Below are 23,045 nucleotides of genomic sequence, written 5' to 3'. Positions count from 1 at the left end.
GGTGGGTACATGAGCCGGGAACATGGTGAACTGGACCCGGTCGGAGGTAACATAAATTTCCCCCTCATACCCTCCAATACCCTGATGGGTATTTCCCCTGCCAGTGAAGATATTTTATCATCGGAAAAATGTCCGATTCCGCACCGGTACCGGGCTAGGACTAGGAGGGGTCGATGGGGGTAAAATCACATTTTCGTTCGGGCGCGGGTCATGAAAATAGGGAAAAATTACAACGGAATATGCTGCGGATCCCTTGTTTATCGCAGAACAAAAATACCCCCACTGACCCATAATAACCCCGAAATGCAATTGTGAAATCGCAGTACAGGCTCCATATTACCTTTTTAATCCTCTACAGACCATAGATCAAACGAATGTGCGGGATCGCAGGGCAGTACTGCTATCAAGGCGGCAGGCCGGATCGCCGGCTCCTCGCGGACATGTCGGAGAGGCTCGCCCACCGGGGGCCTGACGGCGAGGGCACGCATATCAACAGAAGCACCGGTCTTGTCCATCGAAGGCTCGCCATTATCGACCTTTCTCCTGACGGCCTCCAGCCGATGACAAACGAGGACAGCTCGCTCTGGCTGGTCTTCAATGGCGAGATCTATAATTTTGTCGAACTCCGCGAAGAACTGGCGAAAAAAGGGCACACGTTCTACTCGAAATCAGATACCGAAGTGATCCTCCATGCCTACGAGGAATGGGGGCATGACTGCCTCGCACGATTCAACGGCATGTGGGCGTTTGCACTCTGGGACGAGAAAAAACAGGAACTCTTCTGCGCCCGGGACCGGTTCGGGATCAAGCCCTTCTATTACACCACGGCCGGCGGTTCGTTTTTATTCGCATCCGAGATCAAGGCGCTGCTTGCCCACCCGGATACCGGGAATAAACCGGACGACAAAATGCTCTGCACCTACCTCGCGTGGGGCGTGCAGGACCATTGCAGTCATACCATGTTCGATGGCATCCTCCAGCTTGCGCCGGCCCATGCCCTGGTGGTTACCAGGGATGGGATACAATCACCATACCAATACTGGGACGTGAAGGTGAACCCGGAGATTAGAGGAAACGAAAACGATGAAACGGTCGCGGCGCACTTCCGCGAGCTGCTCCTTGAGGCGGCCCGCATTCACCTGAGAAGCGACGTGGCCGTCGGCACCTGCCTCTCGGGAGGGATCGATTCCTCGACCCTCACAGTCCTGATAAATACGCTCATCAGGAGCGAAGCGCCGGAGAGTGTCGGTGCCCGGCAGAAGACCTTCTCGGTCGTCTTCTCTGATACAAAATTTGACGAGAGCCGGTACATCGACGAGGTCGTAGCGGCAACCGGGGTCGATGCGGACCGGACAGAACCCGCACCGGATCAGCTCTGGGATGACATCGACCGGCTCGTGTACCTGCAGGACGAACCCTTCGGTTCGCTCTCCATCTACGCCCAGTACTGCGTCATGCGGCTCGCCGCAAAAAAGGTCAAGGTGGTGCTCGACGGGCAGGGGGCGGACGAACTCATTGCCGGGTACCTGGGCTACCAGGGTAGTTACATCCGGGGACTCCTCCGCACGTATCACTGGGGGACGGCACTCCGTGAGATCGCCGGCAGCCTCAGAGAGCACCGGGATTTCTTCCAGTCCGCACGGCAGCAGCTGCATGTCCGCAGGACCAGAAGGGGTCTCCTGAAGTGTACCCCGGAAACGATCGACCGGTACCAGGGCACTCTCGACGAGGTCCTGCACCGGGAACTCCTCTCCACCAATCTCCCGGCGCTTCTCCACTACGAGGACCGGAACGCGATGGCATTTTCCCTGGAATCCCGGGTGCCGTACCTTGACGTGCGGCTGGTGGAGTACGTCGCATCACTCCCTCTCTCGCAGAAGGTCCGGGCCGGTGTCACAAAAGTTGCATTGCGTACGGCCATCCGTGGCAAGGTTCCTGAATCCGTGCGATGCCGCCGGGACAAAATGGGTTTTGTCACACCGGAAGAGTGCTGGATGAAAAACGAGCTCCGGCCGTTCATGCTTGAGATTTTCTCTTCTGCGAGTTTCAAATCCCGGCCCTACTGGAATGCCGGGGCGGTTACCCAGGATTATCTCGCATTCCTGGAGGGCAGATCAGCGTATTCCCCCGAAATCTGGCGGATCGCCTGCGCCGAGCTGTGGATGCGGAAATTTATCGACGCCCCTGCCGATGTTGGGCAGGCATCATAACCGGTGCCGTGCGGGATCGAGTTTTATAAGTGATAACTCCGGACACAATAAGGTACGAATACCGTACCGGGATCGCACCCGGTACCGATACCAGGCGAATGCATGAAGACAATTATCCTTGCCGGTGGCGTGGGAACGCGGCTGTGGCCCCTTTCACGCGAATATTTCCCCAAGCAGTTTATCCCGCTGGACGGAAAATCCCTGTTCCAGAAGACCTGCGAACGGGCGAAAAAACTCTCGAAGGAAGTCGAGATCTGGGTGGTGACAAACGAGATCCACCGGTATCTCGTGCGCAACCAGATAGACGATCTGGGGTATGCCATACCCGACAGCCATATACTCGCAGAATCCGAAGGAAAGAACACACTGCCCGCCATTGCATGGGCGATGCAGCAAATCAGAAAAGAGGACAAAAACGCTATCGTAGCGGTGTTCCCCAGCGATCATCTGCTTGGGGAGGCTGCGATCAGCCAGATCAGCGACGCAGAACCCCTTGCGCATGAGCATCTTGTCACATTCGGGGTAACTCCCACCTCACCTCACACCGGCTACGGGTACATCAAACCGGGTGAGGCGTTTGCCCAAGGATTTGTCGTCGACCAGTTCAAAGAGAAACCCGACGAAAAGACCGCCGCAGGCTACGTGAAGAAAGGATACCTCTGGAACAGCGGGATCTTCCTCCTTTCTGTCTCCACGTTCTTTGAGGAACTTAAAAAATACCAGCCCGGCCTCTCCGCCGCTTTTAGCGGGAGAAAAATGCCGGAATACGCGAAACTGGACTCCATATCGATCGATTATGGCCTGCTGGAACCGTCAAAGAGGGTGGCAGTGGTGCCGCTCGATACTGACTGGAACGACCTCGGAACGTTTGCGGCGCTCTACGAGGTCGAGGCGCATGATGGCGAGGGAAACGTCGGGACAGCTGAATACCTGTCGGCACGGGACAACTATGTGCATGCACCGGGCAAGCACGTGGGCCTAATCGGCGTGGACAACCTCGTGGTAGTGGACACGGCCGATGCACTCCTCATATGCGATAACCGATGCACGGAGCAGGTCAAGGACCTCGTCGGACGGTTCAAAAAACAAAACGACCCGGTCACCCGGTTCCACCGGCAGGTCCACCGGCCCTGGGGATCCTACACTGTGCTTGAGGATTCGGACAGCCACAAGATCAAGCGTGTGACGGTCAAGCCCGGGCAGAAACTCTCCCTCCAGCTCCACCACCACCGGAGCGAGCACTGGGTGGTCGTGAGCGGGACGGCCGAAGTGGAACTTAACGGCGAAACAAAACTGCTCAGGCAGGGAGAGAGTACGTTTGTCCGGAGCGGGATCCGGCACCGGCTCAAAAATCCCGGTGTGATCCCGCTCGAAGTGATCGAGGTGCAGCTGGGCGAGTATCTTGAAGAAGACGATATCGTCCGGTTCGAGGATGATTACGGCAGGAAGTAAGATCGGGCCCTTTCCTTTTTGAGGGTGGTTTTCATGATCCCGGATTATGACTGCGATCCGGCATTGGCTTATTTCCGTTGTGCTGCCGGCCCGGGCCGGAACCGGTGATCACGGCTCTCCCCGGCCACGAGGCACTTCTTCCCGCTCCCGATGAGATCTTCCCTGCCGGCCATGCGGAGCCCTTCGAGCACGAGGCCCCGGTTCTGTGGTTCCCGGTACTGCATGAGCGCCCGCTGGATCCTCTTCTCCCTCCCTTTGGGCACATGTACCGGTTCGAGCGTGAACGGGTTTAGGCCGGTGTAGTACATGCTCGTGGAGACGCTCATGGGTGTAGGAGTGAAGTCCTGCACCTGCTCGGTATAGAGCCCGCGATCCCGGATATATTCGGCGAGTTCGACCATATCGCTGACCGTGCAGCCCGGATGACCGGACATGAAATAGGGGACGAGATACTGGCGTTTGGGTTTCCCTTTCTGGAGGGCTTCGAACCGGTTAACGAACCGGTCAAATACCGAACCGTCCGGCTTATTCATTGCTTCGGTTACATGGGGCGAGATATGCTCCGGGGCGACCTTGAGATGACCCGAGACATGGCAATCGCAGAGATCGTCAAGGTACCGGGAACCAGAATCGTCGGCAAGCACAAGGTCGTACCGGATGCCGGAGCTGACGAACACCTTCTTTACTCCCGGCACGTCGCTGATCCTTTTGAGGAGATCAGCGAGCTTGCGGTGGCTTGTCCGGAGGGTCGGGCAGGCCGGCGAGCAGGACATGTCCGGGCAGGCCCCCGCAGTCCCCCAGCGATCACACTCCGTGCCGTACATATTCGCTGTGGGGCCGCCCACATCCTTGACGATCCCCTTGAATTCCGGCATCACAGCCATCCGGGTCACCTCCCGGACGATGGATCCGATGCTCCGGCTCTGGATGATCCGGCCCTGGTGATGAGTGAGGGCGCAGAATGAACAGCTCCCGAAGCAGCCCCGGTGGCTCACCACCGAGAACTGTACCGGTTCAAGCGCCGGGACGGGCTCGGGGTACGAGGGGTGTGTCCGGCGCGAGAACGGCAGTTCGTAGATATGGTCGAGTTCGGCGGCAGAAAGGGGCGGGGCCGGGGGGTTCTGGACGATCACGGTTTTCGGGTGGGGCTGGGCAAGTGTCCGCCCCCGGACCGGGTCCTGTTCCCGGTAGTGCAGGGCAAACGCCCGGGCATACGCGGTTTTGTCGGAAGAGACCTCGGAAAAGCCCGGGATCACCACGACACCCTCCGGCCGTGCGACCCGCCATTCGGCCACTTCCATGGTGCAGCAGGTCCCCGGTATATCCCGCAGTGCCCGGGCCGGTTCCCCGGCATCCAGCCGCCGGGCAATTGCTACCATCTGCCGCTCTGCCATACCATAGGCAAGAAGGGTGGCCGGGGCATCGGCAAGGATGGACTGGCGCACCCGGTCCTGCCAGTAATCGTAGTGCGCGAACCTGCGCAGGCTCGCCTCGATGCCCCCGATGACAATCGGTGTACCGGGATATGTTGCATGGACCCGGTTTGCGTACACGATGGTCGCCCGGTCCGGGCGCCGGGGAACCCCGCCGGGCGAGTACACGTCAGAACTCCGGCGTTTCAGGTTGGGGGTGAGGTTATTGACCATCGAGTCGACGTTGCCGGAAGAGATGCCAAAAAAGAGCCGTGGTCTCCCGAGGGCCGTAAAGTCCCGTTCGGTTTTCACGTCCGGCTGGGCGATGATGCCGACAGAAAATCCCGCATCCCAGAGGACCCGGCCGATGAGTGCCGTGCCAAACGAGGGATGATCGATATAAGCGTCTCCCGTGACAAGAATGATATCAAACTGGTCGATACCGCAAGCCCTGCCCTCAGCGGAGGTGAGAGGCAGAAACGGGGGTTGTGGGTTCATGGCGGCGTTCTGTTTTAAAAAATCAGGCCCGGGGGCGCCGGGTCAGGTCGCGGATGATCTCGGCAAGACCCCCCGGCACATCCTCTTCTTCCTTTTCCCCTTTCTCTTCAGGTACAGGTTCAGCGGGTGGTGCCCTGTTCGCTGAAGGCGACGGGGACTGCTGTCCGGTCCCGTCAGGCCTCCCATGGACCGGCAGGGAGACGCCGGTCTTCTCATCAGCCCTGCGGCGGATATCGAGACCGGTAAATTCGAGGATAATAACTTCGGCAACGATATAGGTGACCGCCTTCTCCCGCAGGCACCCGGTCAGTGCATGGCCGGCCCGGCCGACCGAGGCATGATAGTGGATTGCAGGGCCGTCATCGCCCGGATAGATGGTGCCGATACCCACCATTTCCCAGCCACCTTCGAACATGACATAATGAGGCTCCGGGGGAATGACAAGCTCTTCGGGACCGGTTACCATCCGCCCCTGCCTGAGTGCGCCAAGAAAAAGGATGGTGCCGGTCTGTACTGATTTATTCTGTATGAATTCCTTTGTTGCGGCCAGAAAATCTTCGCCGTCATCGATCCTCAGGACAAATATCCGGCCGAGCCGGCCTTCCGAATAGTGCATACACGCGTCCTTATATTGTATCTGGGTATTCATTGGATTGACGCGGATTTATATCTCTTTTCTCCTTTAAAGAGAGAGAAATCCGATTCCCGCCCGGAGGGGATGGGATGGGAAAGGGCGCACTGCCGCGCGAGCTCACCGTCCCCCGGCCCCGCCGCCACCGAACCCTCCTCCTCCGCCAAATCCGCCGCCAAAGCCCCCTCCGCCGAAGCCACCCCGGGGGCCGCCCTGGATCATCGGCATAAAGGTGACGATAGGCATAAAAAATGCATTCATGCCCATGACGCCCATCGGCACCCCGGTTTCAGCAACCGGGATGTTGAGCACCTTCATCGCCTGCTCCACCTTGTCGCCGACCCCCAGCGCCGTGCCATAGACCAGCCAGTCGCCCCACATCGGGAGATCTTCCGGGGCATACTTCCGGATCATGGCAAGGTCAGACAGGAAGTGAGCGAATGCATCCCATTCCAGCTTGTCCTTGTAATGATCCTCTTTCCAGTGCCCGAACAGGGTTGAGGGGGCAACCCAGGCGATAACCAGCTGGATCACGGCAATAATCATGAGCACCACGGCGGGGATCATGCTGGCAGACTGCGCAGGAAGGATAAGGGCGAGCATGAACGTGATGGCACAGGAGACTGCCCCGATCGCGATGAGCGGGGAGATATGATCCCTGCCGTCAACCATGTATTCGTAGGCAATAGTGGTGTCCGCCCGGGTCGTCACGTCGGCGAAACTCTTCTGGTACAGCAGCGCTTTTTCCTCAGCAAGGCTGTTTACCCGCGCATCTTTCACGAGCGTTTCAAGAGTACTGGTCGAGAGCACGTTGTTTTCCGAGAGACGCCCGACAAATGCGAGGACTCTCTGCTCGTAGGGATCTGTTGTCTCCGTGGAAAGAATACGGATCTCCGGGCCATTCCCGCCAGCGGATGGAGTTATTGAGATGAGTTTTCGCCGGTGCAGGTCAAGGAGGGTCGCGTAATAGCCGTCCTGATCGAAATCCAGCGCATCGCCTTTGAAGAGCAGGTTCACCTGCCAGGGTTTGAGTGCGGGGTTGGGGACGGTACTCAGGTAGGTCGTAACGGTGAACTTTTTCTCCCGCCCGTAGTGGTAATAGATAAAGAGCAAAAGGACCGGCACCAGGAGTACGGCCGCTTTCGCGAGGTATCCCAGGAGCATGGCCACTGTGTAGGGCAGGTCGTACCAGAAGTTTGCAGAAACAGTTTTTGCCTGCAGATCTGTTGCATTGGTCCGGAATCCCGGGATCTGGGCAAACCCACCTTCACCGGCAAGCATTTCAACCGCGATGTTCTCGTTTCCTGCAGCACTGCCGGTGATCGTGTAAGTATTCCCGGTCTTTTCTGTATGAAGAGTAGGTGGGTACACGTAGATCTGGTTCACACCGTCCGCCGGTACCGTGATCCTGATATCATTGTACGGGATATGGTCCGACCCGGCGAACTTGAAGTTGAGGTGGGCGGTTGTCCCGTCATCTTCTATAGGAGGGTGAACAACGTACGTGGCCTGGACCGTATAGGTGCCCGCGGCATAGTAGGCCGGGTTGAAAATACCTACCTCGCTGGTATCAGCAAGGCGGCCGATCTCGTCTTTTACGGAAGGGTCGGATGAACCGGTGATCGACACGGCAGAGGCAGCATCCTTTGCATAGCCGATCGAACCGGCGGGAGGGTCGATGGAAACAAACTGGATGTATGGCTCGGTGCTGCCTGCAAAGATCAGGGGAGCTTCCCACGACCGGTACAGCATCCGGTACTCGCCGGAGTACTGCACCTGGTAGATATACTGCTCCTGGAGGGTGCCGTTTTCGTACAGGGTCGCTTCATACGAGCTTACGGCAAGGTCTCCCTGGAGGAGGGGCGGGATGGCGGATACGATGAGCAGCCCGATGACCCCCAGGACGAGCCCGATGATGACAATGACGGCTATCTGCCTGGTTTCGCCCACGACGCATTCCCCCGTCAGAACTCGATCTTCGGCGGGGTCTTGATCTCGTCCTCGAACTGGAGATATTCAAGCTTGGGCATGCCGGTCATGTGGCCGATGAACTTCGAGGGGATAGTATCCATCATCGTGTTGAATTCCTGCGAGATGTTGTTGAAGGTGTACCGGTGCCGGGAGATCTCGTCCTCAAGGCTTTTCACCGAGTCCATGAGAGAGGTGACGGTCTGTGAGGTTTTTAATTCCGGGTAGTTTTCGGCTACGGCAAGCAGGCGCCCGAAGATGGAACGGGACTCTGCCTCAACCTTGTTCAAATCCCCCGGCCCTGCAGTTGCGACGCTTGCCCGCATCGCGGTGACTTTGGTGAACGTCTCCTGCTCGAATTTCGCGTAGCTCTTTACCGCACCGAGCAGCTGGTCGATCATATCCAGGCGCTTCTTCATCGCGACCCGGATCTGCCCGAGGGTTGCCTCTGACGAATTTTTCAGGGAGTAGAACCGGTTGTAAATACCCACGGCCCAGAGGATAAGGCCGATAATGACGATGACGATGACTGCAAGAATGATCCAGCCAATGATATCTCCAAGCATGTGTTATCAGTACACTGATGCATGCGGTACCAGATAATAGGTGAGGTAATATGGCATCAGGTAACCTCTTTTGCAAGACAGGAAAAACAAAAAATAAGGTGAAGAACCAGCGGCTTATTGCAGGGTTAGGGTTCCCACGACCCTGAGTTTACCGCCCTCAAGGTAATGCAGGACTATCCGGGCCCCGGGAGGGTACACCAGTTCTTTCTCACAGGCAAACGTGAGCTCGGGCATCCTCCAGTCCCCTTCAGCGGTTACCTTCGTGAGACGCGAGGGTAAAAACTGCATCCAGTGGCCGAGATAGATCACCATCTCTTCCTTTAAGGGTGCCGGCCAGTATTTTACCAGCTGCGCCTTTCCCATGACAACCAGCGAACTCCTGATCGCCGGATCGTTGGTGAGGACGCACCCCCGGTCAAGATCGTCGGCCTCGACTCCCTTGAGGGCAAGGCCCACACGGTCGCCGGTGACTGCACTCTCAGCATCGTCCTCGTGCTTCTGGATGGAACGGACCTGGGCGATTTTTGCAGTCGGAAGCACCTTTAAGGAGTCATGCTTTCTGATAACACCGTGCGTTACGCACCCGAGGATAACGGTCCCTACACCCTTGACATTGAAATGGTGGTCGATAGGGACCGCACCGTTGCCGGCGCCATCCTTCACTTTCTGGTGTGCCATCATCTTCGCGGCAGCATCGAGCAGCTTTTCCCGGAGACCTATGGGGTCGTTTTCAATAGTTTCGTAGTGTTCGAGCACGGTGCCTTTGATGAGCGGCGCAATCTGGTCCGGTGTCAGGTAATTCCGGAAAATGATATGCCCGTGCGCTTTGCCGGCGCACTGGAGCATCAGGACGATCTCCCCGAACGTCGCAGTGATCTCGTCCACCACGAGAATGACACGATCAGCAAGGGAAATCGCATAAAAGAGTGAGGAAAGTTTTTCCGGGTAGCGCGTGGGCTCGATGAAGGTGACCGTAGACTCTCCTCTCTTGAGGTTGTAAAAGGTGATATCGCTGGTCGTCCCCTTCTTACCCAGTGCATCGGAAAAGCCGTTCGGGGCGAGGACGGCGACGGTGATATTGGACATGATTCAATGTATGGGAGTTCATTGGATATGAAAATGAAGATTCAAAAGGAAACTGGGACTTTTGGGAAAATTTCAGTGTATTTCAATTTAGGTTATGATTTTTTATTATCCAAAAGAGATACCTATCTATTATCTTTACACTTGATCACAGGAGATCATTCGTTATGCATTTGCCGGCAATCAGCCCCAAACATCGGAATTATCTTATCGCAGCATCAGTATCAACAAAGCTTTTTCTTCTCGGTCTTTTGGTATTTGTATTCCATTCATTACCGGATATGTTTGATTACCAGAACTATTATGTGGCGATGCAGAATATTGTGCAGGGACTTGCACCTTGGGCAAATGGAACCAGCGTGATGTTCCCGCCACTCGCATACATTCCGATGGGCATTGCATACATTATCTCTCTCTTCTCGGGATTTTTCGGGTTCGTCCTGACAATGTGGGTAATGGAAGAAATCTGCGATCTTATCATTATCTTCTGCATCTACGAAATCGGGGTAAAATTATACTCGCAACGAACAGCGTTTATAGCCGCATTACTCTATGCAACCTCAATTTCAATTGCATTTTATTCGATGAGCAAGTTCGATGCGTTCCCGACAGCGGTAATGATGATCGCCTTAACAGTAACAGTTTATGGGGATAAGACAAAAGGGTATCTGGCAAGCATCGCCGGTTTTTTTGTAAAGTTGTGGCCGGTTGTCCTCTTCCCGTTCTTATGGATTTACAATTCCCGGAATTCTTCGTTGTTGATTGAAGGAAAAAAACGGGTTGGTTTAATAATCGGCGTATCCGTTATAATATTTATAGGAATGTTGGTTTTAGGATATAATCTCCTCGTAGGGTATGCGAGTCTGGTTTTCTGCAACACGATTCAATACGCATTCTTGCAATATTGCCAAATTGCCGGTATTCCATTCTCACAATCCATTCTAGAAAAAGCATTCTGGGGACTCATGGTATGCGTCATTCTTGCCGGGATGTACACGCTCTATAAAAGTCCAAAAACAATCACAATTCTTTTAAAATGCATTCTGGTTTCAATCATGGCGATAGTATTCCTGATGCAGTATCGATCTCCTCAGTATATCGTATGGTTTATGCCGATTTTGGCAATACTGGTAGCAGATCGGATTGAAAGTATTCTGATATTTATCGTAGTTCAGATTCTTGCATTCATTGAGTTCCCGTTGGCATTCTATTTCCTCTACACCAATACCCAATATACGTCACCCTGGGCATTGGCATTCTTCACAATTTATTTTGCTGCGTTCGGATTATTGTTATGGCAGGCATTAAAATTTAACGGACAAAAAGGAGTACCAGCATAATGGGATTTGTTATAGCGTTTTTGTTTTCGTATCCGTCGATATACAGTACGGTCACATGTTTTCTGCGGGGTAAAAAGAATCTCCAGACCGCGATAGATACTTACGTCCAACCGAAACCCGGGCAGAAAATCTTCGATGTCGGATGCGGCACCGGGGATTTATTACGATTCCTCCCATCGGTTGAATACTGTGGGTTCGATATGGATGAGAAGTATATCCAGTACGCCAAAAAGAAATTCGGGAACCGGGGAAAATTCTTCTGCCGAAAAGCGAGCAAAGATGTAGTTAAAGGAAATGAACTGTTTGATGCGGTTGTAGTTATGGGGGTTATCCACCATCTTGACGATAACGATGCCAAAGCAATCTCACATCTGGCATTTCAGGTTTTAAAACCGGGTGGAAGGTTCGTGATGCTGATGGATGGATGTTATGTACCAGAGATAACACTAATAGAAAAATTCTTCCTGTTCCTTGACCGGGGCGCATATATCAGGACAGAACAATGTTACCGGAACCTTATTACCGATAACTTTTCGCAGGTAAATATAACCGTCCGGCACGACATGTTCTGGATTCCGTATTCAACGATCGTTGTAGAATGCGTCAAATGATTAACATCCATTTTCCCACACTGTTCCGTTTTATGGCAGTTGGAGGAATAGGGGTATTCATCAACGAAGGAATACTCATCGCGGTTCACGGATATCTTGGATTCCCGTTACTTGTTGGTAATATCCTAGCATTTGAATCCGCACTGGTGTGCCAGTTCCAGGTAAATGACCGATGGACATTCAAATCAGCCAGCCATGTGCTCCCGGGATGGAAGCGGTTTTTGAGTTATCAGTGTATGAGTCTCGGGAGTCTGGTTATCAATTTTAGTGTGCTTTATTCGCTCTCATCATATGCGGGCATTGATTACCGGATCGCCAACATCATCGGAATTTTTATTGCGTTTGGATGGAATTTCTGGATGAATTATCATGTTACGTGGAAATCTCATCATCGATAACCCGAGGAGATATTGATTCCTGTTTGGCATTTCCATAGACTCCCGATTTTATAGTTCCGGAACGAACATGATTGGATCATGTCGGTTTTCTACGAAGCCATCAATTTATTCTGACTTTTTCCACGTCACTCGCCGGTTGACCCAGAAATTCCATGCAAACGCGACCAGGATCCCGAGAAGGTTTGCAATCCGGTAATCGATGCCGGCGAATGCCGCAAGAGCGTTGAGAATAATAAAATTGATGGCTGCCCCGCCGATGGAGACCACCTGGAACGAGAGAAGGCGCTGCCACCAGTGCGGCATGGCGTGCTGCTGCTCCGTCTTAAACGTCCAGGTATCGTTTAGGATAAAATTGCTCATGATCGAGAGTTCGATGGCAATAATGCTTGCAACCGGCAGGGAGAACTGGACATATCCCTTGAGATAGATAAGGACCCCTTCATTGACGATGATGCCCGAGAGCCCCACCGCCCCGAATCTGAACAATTTAACCCATTCCTGCCAGACGATACACTCATGGTGGTTCCAGGAAAACCGTGCATTGTCGATTACCTGTTCGGCGTACTCGATGATCGTCCGACCACCCAGCTTGCTTGATCCGGTTGCCCGGTCAACAAATTCAAACGGAATCTCCTTTGCCTTCTGCCAGGTACCTTTGCCCAGCACTTCGAGCAGGATCTTGTAGCCCCGTGGCCTGAGCGGGGCATGTTCCACAACACTCCTTTTCACGGCAAAAAAACCGCTGACCGGATCGTGGATCTCCGGGAAGAGAAGACGGCCAAGGAACGTCGCGCCCATAGAGATGATACGCCGTTTGAGCGGCCATTTTTTTATCCCGCCGCCTTCCATGTACCGGCTGCCAATGACGAGGTCGTTTCCGGCGCGGATCTCTGCAAGCATAACCGGAAGAAGTGCCGGGGGATGGGAGAGATCCGCATCCATGACAAGGAAGATATCAGACCGGGCCCTGCGGAACCCTTCGACCACGGACTGGGAGAGCCCGGGATCATCGGTCCTTACCACAAGGCTGAGATGCGGTTTTGTTTTCTGCAATTCCCTGACCTGTTCAATGGTCCGGTCCGGGGAATTATCATCCACGATGAGGATCTCCCCGGTGATCGAGTTTCGGGAAAAAACCGCATCCACACTCTCTATGATAGTGCCGATGTTGGACTCTTCCTTGAACGTGGGAATAATAACGGTCAGGTCATACATCGGAAGCACCGGAAAAAGTTAAGATCGTGTGAAAAGATAGATTAACTGCGTAGCATCTGAGCCAACATAGGTGGTGTTATTTTTGAGCCACTGAACCGCATCACCGGCCGGATCCGCTGCGCTGATATCACCGGTAACAACATAATAGATCGTGTGGTTGCCGCTCTCAGTGGTAACCCGGTCCAGGTCTGCCGCGGTCGTTGCGCCGTACTCCTTTGTCTGCGCCTTTGTTGAGGAATAGTAATAATCAAGCGGCTGGGAAATGTAGCCGGGGACAGAGATAACAACATCGCCCGGCAGGGTCTTCTGCTGGAGGGTAGCGGAAAATCCTCTCCAATCTTCCTTTGAAAACCCCGAGTAGTACCCGGCAAGGACCGGGGCGCTGATAACAAAGAGCAGGATAATAAACCCATACACAACGGCCCTGGTATTCCATAGCGAGTACACGACCCGGTAGGACACTGCAATACCGAGGAAAAAGACGATGCTCAAAAAGATAAGGTACCGGGGGAGCATCGGCATCTTGAACGAGAGAATGTAGCTGATAACAAAGGTAAGAACGGTAATCAGCACAAGGAAGATCCCCTTGTTTTTCCCGATACGGAATGCCTGGATGATCCCGACAATAAAGAGCGCAACCAGCAGGTACATTGCGATATCGTTCATGCCGGCAACCTGGATGAAGGTTTCAAGGATAATCCCCAGCCCCTGAATCCCGTAGGTGGGTGCCGATGATGTCCGGAGAACAAAAAGCTGGAGGGTGACAATAATGAGGGGGAGCGACAGGACCACAAAGACGATAATACCCGCTACCAGCATCCTGAGGTTGGCAAGTTCGGTCCGGATGCGTGGGGCCCATTCGATAAGCGCATAGAGCACCAGCGCCGCGATCATCACGAACGCGTAGAAGTGCGACCAGAAGGCCAGCGCTGAGAAGACGCCGAAGAGAATCCAGTGGATCAGGCTCCCGGACTTCATGGCCCTGAGGAAAAAGATCGTCGCAAGCGCGACAAAAAAGAGCATCATCATGTATGCCCGTGCTTCCTGCGAGTAATAGATTAAAAACGGGGAGACGGTACACGCAGCAGCAGCGATAATGCCCGCGTTCCGATCGAGGAACTCCTTTCCGATCAGGTAAAAGAGCGGGATCGTAAGGACACCGAGCAGGGCAGGGATGAAACGCAGGATGACCTCGTTATTCCCGAGCATGAGCATGACATGTTCGGCCCAGTAGAAGAGCGGCGGGTTAAACTCTCCGCTGGCGGTTACCTGCCATATACCAGCAAAGGACTTTACGGATATTGTATAGGTGCTGGCTTCGTCAAGCCACAGTGAGTTGAACCCGAGATTGTAGAACCGCAGGAAGAGACCAATGACCATGAGAACAATGAGGCTCTGGAAATAACGGCTCGCGGTAACGAGCGATTGTATGTTTTTGAGAGAAAGGTCACGGACCGTTTTGATGGGAGATACAAACCCACCGTCAAGATCGCACTCCCCGGTAAAATCCTGTTTTTTCCCGGATTCCCGCCCCTCTTTTTTCTTCGCCATCGCACTCACTACCTATTTGTCAGGATTCAGATATAACTTGCCTGTATTATACTTCTGAAAAGTACGTGGTTTTACAAAAAAACAAGGGATGGCCGGGAAATTATGCAGAGATCCTCTCCGGCCGCGGTGGGCTGGCGTGAAGTGCTCCCAGTGCGGCAAGGAGTTCGTTCCTGCTGGTCACCACCCGGGCCTCCTGTTCGAGCATCAGGTTCACCCGTTCATGGCTCCCGGCCCTCCTGAAATCCGTCCTGAGGGCAATCACGGTTTTCCTGAGCCCGGCCGCATAGCCCATCTCCCACGCGGTTCCCGAATCCGCATCTGCACCGTCGATGATGGCAACCACGATGTCCGCATCCCTTACCGCTCTTTTGTTGCAGCGGTAAATCCGGGCATAGTCCTTTTTATCCCTTACTGCGTGATCGTCACCAGTTTCCTGTGGGAGGTATACCTCGTAATAATGGGACCTGAGCAGCTCTGCGATAGCGGAATTATAGGTGCGCTCCGCCTCCGAGAAGAGCGGGGCGGCAAGGTAGATCCGGTATTTCGAAAATTCTGAAACGTCCTGTGCCGGGATATCCGGGAATTTTGCATAAAATACTCCCCGCCCGTCCCGCTTGGGAGGTTTGCCGCTTTCGGCCCCGTAATACGTGCTCGTGACCCCGCAGGTGGGCGATGAGTTCACGCCAAGGATACAGAGCGGCGGCCCCCGCTCTTTGATGATGGCATTCACCTTCCCGCGCAGCTCTTCGAGAAGCGCAGCAAACTCCGGGGTATTGAGGCGTTCAAGGTACGTGCCGGGCGCCCGGTCCGGGCCAAGGTACCGGGTCTCGGGGCAGGGAAGGGGGACGACCTCGATCCCGAACTTCTTGCAGCGCCCGATGGACCGGGCAAACAGGGCGATGTCGGAGGGGTGCGTGATGCCTTTTGCCCGGAGCGACGGGGAAAGAATACAGGGGGAACAGAGCACGTACATTATACAGTGTGTGAACGCACAGAATAATCAATGATTCCGCTGGTTGCCTACCGGGACAACAGCTGTGATCCCCGCAAATGCACGGTAAAAAAACTGGAGCGGGCCGGTTTTTTGCGGATTGTAAAAAAGATCTCGCAGATCCCCCGGAACACCCTGCTCTTAGACCCGACCGCCGAGCAGGCACTCTCACCGGCAGACAGGAATGTAAAATCCATTACCGCCCTCGATTGCTCCTGGGAGGTGCTCGATACCGGAGCGGTCAGCTCGTGGCGGATCCGGCGGGCGCTTCCCTTCCTGATGGCCGCAAACCCGGTCAACTTTGGGAAGCCCTGCAAGCTCACGTCAATTGAGGCGATTGCGGCAGCACTCTATATCCTCGGGGAACAGGAGCGGGCAGCGCAGATCCTCGGCTGCGTCAGCTGGGGGATCCGGTTTCTGGAGGTTAACAAGGAACCGCTGGAGCTCTATGTCACGGCAAAGGACAGCACCGAGGTCGTGAAGTTCCAGGCGCTGTTTCTCTGATTTTTGTACTCTGTCAGGTAATCCTGTTAAAACTGCCGGGCAGCCGGCTCTGACCCTTGATCCGGATAGGCAAACGGATTCGGTTGAAACCCTTCACGGATTTTTCGGCTCTGTAGAAATCCTCTTTTTAAGATATGCCTCCCCCCCTCTTGCGCCACCAGTCCCCCGAGGGGGACGGGGCGCAATTGCGATAGTGTGGGAATTACCTTTACACACAAACACCCCTAAACCCAAATTTGCGGACGGGTAATACATCATCATCGCAACAGGGGGATGCCACAAGCGTGCGGGGGCGGAGGCTTGCCGGAGACCTAAAAGAGCGTTTTATACGAATCTTATCATCGATTGTGGATTTCAACAGAGCTGGTTTTTCCGCACCCGGGTTTTTTAAAGAGACGCAGCAGGATGGCAAACCTGGTGTGCAGTTTTTTTATGAAAGCGAAAAAATCCGGATCTCCACAGTACTTAACCTTACAGTTAAACTGTAATGTTACAGCTCAGCTGTAACATTACAAACTGTCTCACGTCAGAGCGGGGGTGAAAAAAAGCGTGCAAACGCGAACCCGCCATCGGGCGTGATCGTGAAATCTTTGATCGGGCTGCTGCCCGGTTGTTCTTTTGCCGCATCATATCGATGGGAGGGATCGTGAAGATCCGGGATCGGTTCTTTAAATAATCCAGCAGGAGATTACCAGATTCCCGGGATTTCTGACAGCTCCCGGGATACACAAACCCCAAAACAAGCAATCTTTATCTCATCTCGCTCATACAGTTCGTTATATGATCAAGGTTGCCATCAACGGGTACGGTACCATCGGGAAGCGTGTTGCCGATGCAGTTGCAGCCCAGAAGGATATGAAGGTGATCGGCGTCTCAAAGACCCGGCCGAACGCCGAGGCGTTCATAGCAAAACTACGGGGTTACCCCCTCTACATCGCGGATATTTCAAAGAAAGCCGCTTTTGAAAAGGCGGGACTTGCGGTCGCCGGATCCGTAGAGGAAATGTGTAAGGCTGCCGATGTAATCGTAGACGCGACCCCGGGAGGGATTGGTGCATCCAACAAGCCGCTCTATGAGAAACTCGGGAAAAAGGCGCTCTGGCAGGGTGGCGAAGATCACGAAATTGCCGGGTTCTCCTTCAACTCGTCCTGCAATTTCAAGGATGCCGTCGGCCGGCAGTTTGTCCGGGTGGTCTCCTGCAACACAACCGGCCTCTGCCGGATCATCCATGAGATCGACAAGGAATTCGGCGTTGCTCACGTCCACGCGATCATGGTGCGCAGGGGATCCGACCCCGGCGAGATCAAGAAAGGGCCGATCGATGCGGTCGTCCTCGACCCGGTAACGGTTCCAAGCCACCACGGCCCTGATGTCCAGACCGTGCTCCCCCACATCTCAATCACGACCATGGCCATGATCGTCCCGACCACGATGATGCACATGCACGCGATCCGGATCACGACCAAAAAAGACGTGAACCGCGAGAAAGTGATCGAACTTATCCGGAACCATCCCCGCATGGGCCTCGTGAAGAAAACTGCAGGGATCAAGAGCACTGCAGAGCTCAAGGAATTTGCCCTGGATCTCGGCCGGCAGCGGGCAGATCTCTACGAGAACTGCATCTTTGAGGAATCCATCTACGCCAATAAGAACGAGCTCTGCTTCTTCCAGGCCATTCATCAGGAGGCGGACGTTGTCGTCGAGAACGTGGATGCGATCCGCGCGATGAACGGCCTCGCCAAGGATGCAGCAACCTCCATAAAACTCACGAACGACGCTCTCGGTTTTACTCCCATCCAGAATAACCATTAACTCCCTCCATCACCCATATTTTTTAATGGACACATTCGAACGGGTTACCCGGAACACCGTTGAAATCGTCACCGAAGACGAACTCCGCGCTCTCCTGGCCAGACCCACAAAGAAGGTATATGCAGGCTACGAGCCGAGCGGCGAGATCCACCTCGGCCACCTGGTCACCATAAATAAGCTTGTCGATCTCCAGGCAGCAGGTTTTGAAGTCACCGTCCTCTTGGCCGACCTGCACGCGTTCCTTAACCGGAAAGGGACCATGGAGCAGGTCGGGGAGCTCGCCAAATACAACCGCCGATGTTTTGAAGGGCTCGGCCTTAAGAATGTTAAATATGTCCTTGGCTCGGACCTCCAGCTCAACCGCGAGTACGAACTGCTCGTCCACCAGCTCTCCCAGCAGATAACCCTCGCCAGGGCGACCCGGAGCATGGACGAGGTGGGTAGGCAGATGGACCACCCGACCGTCTCGCAGATGGTGTACCCGATCATGCAGATGGCGGATATCGCGATGCTCGGCGTTGACGCCGCAGTGGGCGGGATCGACCAGCGGAAGATCCACATGCTCGCCCGGGAGCACCTGCCAAACTTTAACTATCCTTCCCCGGTTTGCATCCACACGCCGATCCTGAATGGTCTTGACGGGAAGAAGATGTCCTCGTCGCAGGGCAATTATATCTCGGTTGCCGACAGCGAAGATGAGATCAGGAAGAAGTGCCAGAAGGCGTTCTGCCCGCCGGAAATTGCCGAGAACCCGATCCTCCAGATCTTCCAGCACCATATCTTCCCCCGCCTCCCGGAGATCACGATAAAGCGGCCGGAAAAATTCGGGGGTGACCGGACCTTTGCCGGTTACACGGATCTCGAAGCTGCCTATGGCAAGGGAGAGATCCATCCGCTCGACCTCAAGAAGGCCTGCGGCGAGGGACTGGTCGAGATCCTTGCACCAGTGCGCGACTATATACGGTAAGGCAGAAAGATACGTGTCAGGTATAGCCGGGAGGACACGTGAGCATCGAAAAAAAAGAGGAGAACTTCGACCAGCGCCTCGCCGAGATGGGGATCCGCATAAAAGATGCGAATAATCTCAAGGTCAGCGAGAACGTCTTTGACGAGGTCACCCTCCTTGCCTTGTACAAGCTTGTCCATAAGAAATGGCTCACTGCGATCGGCGGTTCCATCAGTACCGGGAAAGAAGCCAACGTTTTTCTGGGGGACCGGGGGGATCAGGCCGTTGCCATAAAGATCTACCGGATCCAGTCGGCGAATTTCACCACCATGAGCTCGTACGTCACCGGGGACCGCCGGTTCTCCCATGTAAAAAAGTCCAAAAAGGAGCTCATCTTTGCGTGGACAAGAAAAGAGTTCTCTAATCTTGCCCGGGCAAAAGAGGCGGGGCTTCCCGTGCCGGAGCCGCTTGTGTGGGACCGGAACATCCTTATCATGTCCTTTCTTGGCGAGGGGGAGTGCCCGTTCCCCCAGCTGAGGAGCGTAGAACTGGAAGACCCGGGAGCCATCTACGCATCGGTCATCGGCATGATCGACATACTGTACAAAAAAGCAGAACTCGTGCATGGTGACTTGAGCGAGTTCAATATATTATACCATGACCACCCATATCTCATCGATATGGGCCAGTCGGTCACCCGCGATCACCCGCGTGCCCTCCAGTTCCTGATGCGGGACATCCGCAACATGAACAGGTTCTTTAAAAAGAAGGGCTGCGAAGTAAAAACTGAATATGAGATCTTCAACGCGGTGACCGGTCTCAACGTCTCACAACCATGACACACATCAGCATCATCTCCAGAAAGAACGGTATAACCTGCGATAAGAATGCCGGGCGGTCAGCCGGAAAGGTGACTAAATCATGATACAGGAACTAAAAGTTGCAACAAGCAGGGTGGGTGTCCTCATCGGAAAGGCCGGTGCGACAAAAAAAGAGCTCGAATCAAAGACCCACACGACAATTTCCATCGACAGCAAGGAAGGCCTTGTCAAGGTCGAAGGGGCAGAGGAGAACGCGATCCCGCTGCTGCGGGCTGTCGAGATCATCAACGCCATCAACGCCGGGTTCTCCCCTGAGCGTGCCTTCGAGATGATCGAAGACGAGGATCTCCTTCTCGATATCATCGATCTCTCCAGAGCGGCCGACAATCCCAAGCAGCTCGACCGGCTCCGCGGGCGGATCATCGGAAAAGACGGGCGGGCCCGCGAGCAGATCGAGAACATGACCGATGTGGACCTCTCGGTCTTCGGCCATACCGTGGCCCTCATCGGCTACCCTGAACAGATGAAGGTCGCCCGGGCGGCCATCGACATGCTCATCGAGGGCGTCCCCCACGAGAACGTCTTTGCGTTCCTTGACAAGAAGAAAAAAGAAGCCAAGCAGGACATGATCAGCTATTACTACTAAAACCACTTTCGCCTCCCGCACTCCTTCTTTTTTACGCAGTCCGGTAAAACGGTACCAGGCAGGAACCGGGCAACCTATCCGGAAACCCGCACGCTATCTGGCGCCGGGCTTTGGCTGGGGAGCGCCGTTTGCCGGGTATAATCCGCAAAAAAAATTTAACCGGCAATAAACAATTAACAGGCAGTTTAGAAAAACGCGACACTGATGGGAACCGCCATGCAGATACAGGATCTTGCCATCCCCGACACCCTCAAACAGCAGTACCTTGGGCAGGGTATCAGGGAGCTCTATCCGCCGCAGGCTACCTGTATCGAGAAAGGGCTGCTTGACGGCAGGAACCTCCTCGTCGCAATACCAACTGCAAGCGGGAAGACGCTGATCGCTGAGATGACGATGCACCGCCACATCGCAGCAGGAGGAAAATGCCTGTACATTGTCCCGCTCAAGGCCCTTGCATCGGAAAAATACGACGAGTTTGGCAACAAGGGGGTGCGGGTCGGGATATCCACCGGGGACCTCGACCGGCGCGATGATGCCCTTGGCAGGAACGATATTATTGTTGCGACGAGTGAGAAAGTAGACTCCCTGCTCAGGAACAGCGCACGCTGGATGCCGGAGATCACGCTGGTTGTCGTAGACGAAGTGCACCTGATCGATTCCCCGGACCGCGGCCCGACGCTCGAGATGGTGATCGCAAAGATGCGGTCCAGAAACCCCGGCATGCAGCTCATCGGGCTCTCGGCGACCATCGGGAACCCGAAAATGCTTGCCGGGTGGCTCGATGCGGAGCTGGTCACGAGCTCGTGGCGGCCGGTCGATCTCCGGCAGGGCGTCTTTTACGATAACCGGATCCAGTTTGAAGAGGGGACGCGGCCCATAAAACAGGTTTCAAAGAACTACGATGACCTTAACCTTTGTCTCGATACGATTGCCGAAGGGGGGCAGTGCCTCGTGTTTGTCTCCTCGCGGAGGAACGCCGAGGCATTTGCAAAACGGGCAGCCGGCGCAATAAAAAGCGAGAATCCGGCGCTTGCCGGGTGTGCCGACCGCTTGCAAGCCGGAACGCCGACCGAGATGATAAAAACCCTCGCCGCGTGCGTCGCAAAAGGCGCGGCGTTCCACCATGCAGGCCTGAGCCGGAACGAACGCTCCATCGTGGAAGAAGCGTTCCGCAAAGGCTGGCTCAAGTGCATCTCCTCCACACCGACCCTTGCTGCGGGCCTCAACCTGCCCGCCCGCCGGGTGATCATCCGGGACTACCTCCGGTTCTCCGCCGGTGAGGGCATGCAGCCGATCCCGGTGAGCGAGTACCGGCAGATGGCGGGAAGGGCCGGCCGGCCCCGGCTCGACCCGTACGGCGAGGCCGTACTGATCGCAAAGGAAGCCGAGCAGGTGCCGGAACTCTTCGAATGCTATATCGAAGCGGCCGCTGATGACGTTCATTCCCAGATCGCCGAGCCGACCGCACTCTACACCCATGTCCTCTCCCTTATCGCCTCGGGCTTTGTAGCGACCCGCAGCGAGCTCTCCGAATTCATGAACCGCTCGTTTTACGTCCACGAGCACAAGCAGGGCCGGCTCATCCACCGGGCTGTCGATGAGGCGCTTCAGTTCCTGATCGCCGCAGAGATGGTCGTAGAGGTTGGCGAGCATATCGGGGCGACCGAATTGGGGACGCTTGTCTCCCGGATGTACATCGACCCGCGGAGTGCTTCGGCCATTGTTACAACCCTGCGGGAACAGGAGACATATGCGGATCTCGGCCTTGTCCAGCTCATCTGCAGCACCCCCGATATGCCGACCCTGTACGCGAAGAATGCCGATCTTGCCGCACTCTCCCGGATGCTGGAGGTCCGGGGAGCTGACCTCTGGCTGCCACTGCCAACGGATGAGGATGAGGCCGAAGCCTATTACCGTGGAATAAAGACCGCGATGCTCCTTTCCGACTGGACCGACGAGCTCCCCGAGGAAAAAATCTGCGAGCGGTACGGCGTCGGACCGGGGGACGTGTACGGGATGGTCGAGAGCATCAACTGGCTGCTGCACGCAACAAGCCAGCTGGCCCGGATGTTTGCCCCGAAGTTCTACCCGCAGATAGCGGAATGCGAGATCTGCATGAAGAACGGGATACGGCGCGAGCTGCTCCCGCTCATCCGGCTCCGGGGGATCGGGCGTGTCCGTGCCCGGCGCCTTTTTAACAACGGTATTACATCACCGGAAGATATCCTGAAGCACAAAAAAGAAGAACTGACGATGATCCTCGGTCAGGGCATTGCAGATCAGGTTCTTGAGCAATTGCAGCCCAAAAAAAGAGATTCCGATGAGAAGACATCTATCGACGGGGAAATGCCTGCTGCCGGCCAGTCCACCCTGCTGCGTTTCGGGTGAAC

The 23,045-nt window shown here is 55.0% G+C and carries 19 protein-coding genes; 11 read left to right on the top strand and 8 right to left on the bottom strand.

What is annotated here, in order from left to right; translation table 11 throughout:
• Positions 1-374: 374 nt before the first annotated feature.
• Positions 375-2,210: an asparagine synthase (glutamine-hydrolyzing) gene (asnB, locus tag ACLQMU_RS00225; protein ID WP_424040837.1), complete on the top strand. Its 1,836-nt coding sequence runs from the start codon at positions 375-377 to the stop codon at positions 2,208-2,210.
• Between the two features lie 102 nt (positions 2,211-2,312).
• Positions 2,313-3,662: a mannose-1-phosphate guanylyltransferase/mannose-6-phosphate isomerase gene (locus ACLQMU_RS00220; protein ID WP_424040838.1), complete on the top strand. Its 1,350-nt coding sequence runs from the start codon at positions 2,313-2,315 to the stop codon at positions 3,660-3,662.
• 68 nt (positions 3,663-3,730) lie between these two features.
• Here ACLQMU_RS00220 and ACLQMU_RS00215 read toward each other — a convergent pair whose 3' ends face one another.
• From ACLQMU_RS00215 to ACLQMU_RS00195, 5 genes are all read right to left on the bottom strand, one after another.
• On the bottom strand, positions 3,731-5,572 hold the full coding sequence (locus tag ACLQMU_RS00215) for a YgiQ family radical SAM protein (RefSeq protein ID WP_443673478.1): 1,842 nt from the start codon (positions 5,570-5,572) through the stop codon (positions 3,731-3,733).
• Between the two features lie 22 nt (positions 5,573-5,594).
• Entirely contained in the window at positions 5,595-6,188 is a 594-nt protein-coding gene (locus ACLQMU_RS00210; RefSeq protein WP_422150586.1) for a PPC domain-containing DNA-binding protein, read from the bottom strand.
• 135 nt (positions 6,189-6,323) lie between these two features.
• The gene (locus ACLQMU_RS00205) at positions 6,324-8,153 is read right to left on the bottom strand and encodes a DUF2207 family protein (RefSeq protein WP_422150585.1); all 1,830 of its coding nucleotides are present in this window, start codon (positions 8,151-8,153) and stop codon (positions 6,324-6,326) included.
• A gap of 14 nt (positions 8,154-8,167) precedes the next feature.
• Complete coding sequence (locus ACLQMU_RS00200; protein ID WP_422150584.1) at positions 8,168-8,737, bottom strand: LemA family protein; 570 nt, start codon at positions 8,735-8,737, stop codon at positions 8,168-8,170.
• 114 nt (positions 8,738-8,851) lie between these two features.
• A complete protein-coding gene (locus ACLQMU_RS00195; protein WP_424040842.1) occupies positions 8,852-9,823 on the bottom strand; it encodes an EF-Tu/IF-2/RF-3 family GTPase in 972 nt (323 codons plus the stop codon).
• Between the two features lie 164 nt (positions 9,824-9,987).
• Here ACLQMU_RS00195 and ACLQMU_RS00190 point away from each other — a divergent pair, with 164 nt between their 5' ends.
• Genes ACLQMU_RS00190 through ACLQMU_RS00180 form a run of 3 tightly spaced genes read left to right on the top strand, consistent with a single transcriptional unit; the run spans position 9,988 to position 12,169 of the window.
• Entirely contained in the window at positions 9,988-11,160 is a 1,173-nt protein-coding gene (locus ACLQMU_RS00190; protein ID WP_443673477.1) for a hypothetical protein, read from the top strand.
• Positions 11,160-11,771, top strand: coding sequence for a class I SAM-dependent methyltransferase (locus ACLQMU_RS00185; RefSeq protein WP_422150581.1), 612 nt, complete (start codon positions 11,160-11,162; stop codon positions 11,769-11,771). Before ACLQMU_RS00190 ends, ACLQMU_RS00185 begins: the two co-directional genes overlap by 1 nt.
• Before the next feature lie 32 nt (positions 11,772-11,803).
• Complete coding sequence (locus tag ACLQMU_RS00180) at positions 11,804-12,169, top strand: GtrA family protein (protein WP_424039048.1); 366 nt, start codon at positions 11,804-11,806, stop codon at positions 12,167-12,169.
• Positions 12,170-12,274: 105 nt separating this feature from the next.
• On the opposite strand, the gene ACLQMU_RS00175 is transcribed toward ACLQMU_RS00180, so the two are convergent.
• The 3 genes from ACLQMU_RS00175 to ACLQMU_RS00165 form a co-directional block, all read right to left on the bottom strand.
• The gene (locus tag ACLQMU_RS00175) at positions 12,275-13,384 is read right to left on the bottom strand and encodes a glycosyltransferase (protein ID WP_422150579.1); all 1,110 of its coding nucleotides are present in this window, start codon (positions 13,382-13,384) and stop codon (positions 12,275-12,277) included.
• 18 nt (positions 13,385-13,402) lie between these two features.
• Positions 13,403-14,935 (bottom strand): glycosyltransferase family 39 protein, encoded by a 1,533-nt coding sequence (locus tag ACLQMU_RS00170; protein WP_424039046.1) that lies wholly within the window; start codon positions 14,933-14,935, stop codon positions 13,403-13,405.
• Between the two features lie 100 nt (positions 14,936-15,035).
• Entirely contained in the window at positions 15,036-15,908 is an 873-nt protein-coding gene (locus tag ACLQMU_RS00165) for a nucleoside 2-deoxyribosyltransferase (RefSeq protein WP_424039044.1), read from the bottom strand.
• A gap of 30 nt (positions 15,909-15,938) precedes the next feature.
• Between ACLQMU_RS00165 and ACLQMU_RS00160 the strand changes: the two genes are divergently transcribed.
• The 6 genes from ACLQMU_RS00160 to ACLQMU_RS00135 all read left to right on the top strand — a co-directional run bounded on the left by ACLQMU_RS00160 (position 15,939) and on the right by ACLQMU_RS00135 (position 23,043).
• The gene (locus ACLQMU_RS00160; protein ID WP_422150576.1) at positions 15,939-16,430 is read left to right on the top strand and encodes a DUF367 family protein; all 492 of its coding nucleotides are present in this window, start codon (positions 15,939-15,941) and stop codon (positions 16,428-16,430) included.
• A 780-nt stretch (positions 16,431-17,210) separates the two neighbouring features.
• A complete protein-coding gene (locus tag ACLQMU_RS00155) occupies positions 17,211-18,242 on the top strand; it encodes a type II glyceraldehyde-3-phosphate dehydrogenase (RefSeq protein ID WP_422150575.1) in 1,032 nt (343 codons plus the stop codon).
• A gap of 25 nt (positions 18,243-18,267) precedes the next feature.
• Positions 18,268-19,209 (top strand): tyrosine--tRNA ligase, encoded by a 942-nt coding sequence (locus ACLQMU_RS00150; protein WP_422150574.1) that lies wholly within the window; start codon positions 18,268-18,270, stop codon positions 19,207-19,209.
• A gap of 38 nt (positions 19,210-19,247) precedes the next feature.
• Positions 19,248-20,027 carry a serine protein kinase RIO gene (locus ACLQMU_RS00145; protein ID WP_422150573.1) on the top strand — a complete coding sequence of 260 codons (780 nt, stop codon included), beginning with the start codon at positions 19,248-19,250 and terminating at the stop codon, positions 20,025-20,027.
• A gap of 82 nt (positions 20,028-20,109) precedes the next feature.
• On the top strand, positions 20,110-20,655 hold the full coding sequence (locus ACLQMU_RS00140) for a KH domain-containing protein (protein WP_422150572.1): 546 nt from the start codon (positions 20,110-20,112) through the stop codon (positions 20,653-20,655).
• Between the two features lie 216 nt (positions 20,656-20,871).
• A complete protein-coding gene (locus ACLQMU_RS00135) occupies positions 20,872-23,043 on the top strand; it encodes an ATP-dependent DNA helicase (protein WP_424039469.1) in 2,172 nt (723 codons plus the stop codon).
• Positions 23,044-23,045 lie beyond the last annotated feature (2 nt).

Source organism: Methanoregula sp. (assembly GCF_052325125.1).
In the GTDB taxonomy this organism is placed as follows: domain Archaea; phylum Halobacteriota; class Methanomicrobia; order Methanomicrobiales; family Methanospirillaceae; genus Methanoregula.
Note: the sequence above shows the minus strand (reverse complement) of the source record. Positions and strands in the feature narration are given on the sequence as shown.

Coding starts and splice junctions, on each gene's coding strand:
- asnB (WP_424040837.1), top strand. CDS start 375: ATGTGCGGGATCGCAGGGCAGTACTGCTATCAAGGCGGCAGGCCGGAT.
- ACLQMU_RS00220 (WP_424040838.1), top strand. CDS start 2,313: ATGAAGACAATTATCCTTGCCGGTGGCGTGGGAACGCGGCTGTGGCCC.
- ACLQMU_RS00215 (WP_443673478.1), bottom strand. CDS start 5,572: ATGAACCCACAACCCCCGTTTCTGCCTCTCACCTCCGCTGAGGGCAGG.
- ACLQMU_RS00210 (WP_422150586.1), bottom strand. CDS start 6,188: ATGCACTATTCGGAAGGCCGGCTCGGCCGGATATTTGTCCTGAGGATC.
- ACLQMU_RS00200 (WP_422150584.1), bottom strand. CDS start 8,737: ATGCTTGGAGATATCATTGGCTGGATCATTCTTGCAGTCATCGTCATC.
- ACLQMU_RS00195 (WP_424040842.1), bottom strand. CDS start 9,823: ATGTCCAATATCACCGTCGCCGTCCTCGCCCCGAACGGCTTTTCCGAT.
- ACLQMU_RS00190 (WP_443673477.1), top strand. CDS start 9,988: ATGCATTTGCCGGCAATCAGCCCCAAACATCGGAATTATCTTATCGCA.
- ACLQMU_RS00185 (WP_422150581.1), top strand. CDS start 11,160: ATGGGATTTGTTATAGCGTTTTTGTTTTCGTATCCGTCGATATACAGT.
- ACLQMU_RS00180 (WP_424039048.1), top strand. CDS start 11,804: ATGGCAGTTGGAGGAATAGGGGTATTCATCAACGAAGGAATACTCATC.
- ACLQMU_RS00175 (WP_422150579.1), bottom strand. CDS start 13,384: ATGTATGACCTGACCGTTATTATTCCCACGTTCAAGGAAGAGTCCAAC.
- ACLQMU_RS00170 (WP_424039046.1), bottom strand. CDS start 14,935: ATGGCGAAGAAAAAAGAGGGGCGGGAATCCGGGAAAAAACAGGATTTT.
- ACLQMU_RS00165 (WP_424039044.1), bottom strand. CDS start 15,908: ATGTACGTGCTCTGTTCCCCCTGTATTCTTTCCCCGTCGCTCCGGGCA.
- ACLQMU_RS00160 (WP_422150576.1), top strand. CDS start 15,939: ATGATTCCGCTGGTTGCCTACCGGGACAACAGCTGTGATCCCCGCAAA.
- ACLQMU_RS00155 (WP_422150575.1), top strand. CDS start 17,211: ATGATCAAGGTTGCCATCAACGGGTACGGTACCATCGGGAAGCGTGTT.
- ACLQMU_RS00150 (WP_422150574.1), top strand. CDS start 18,268: ATGGACACATTCGAACGGGTTACCCGGAACACCGTTGAAATCGTCACC.
- ACLQMU_RS00140 (WP_422150572.1), top strand. CDS start 20,110: ATGATACAGGAACTAAAAGTTGCAACAAGCAGGGTGGGTGTCCTCATC.
- ACLQMU_RS00135 (WP_424039469.1), top strand. CDS start 20,872: ATGCAGATACAGGATCTTGCCATCCCCGACACCCTCAAACAGCAGTAC.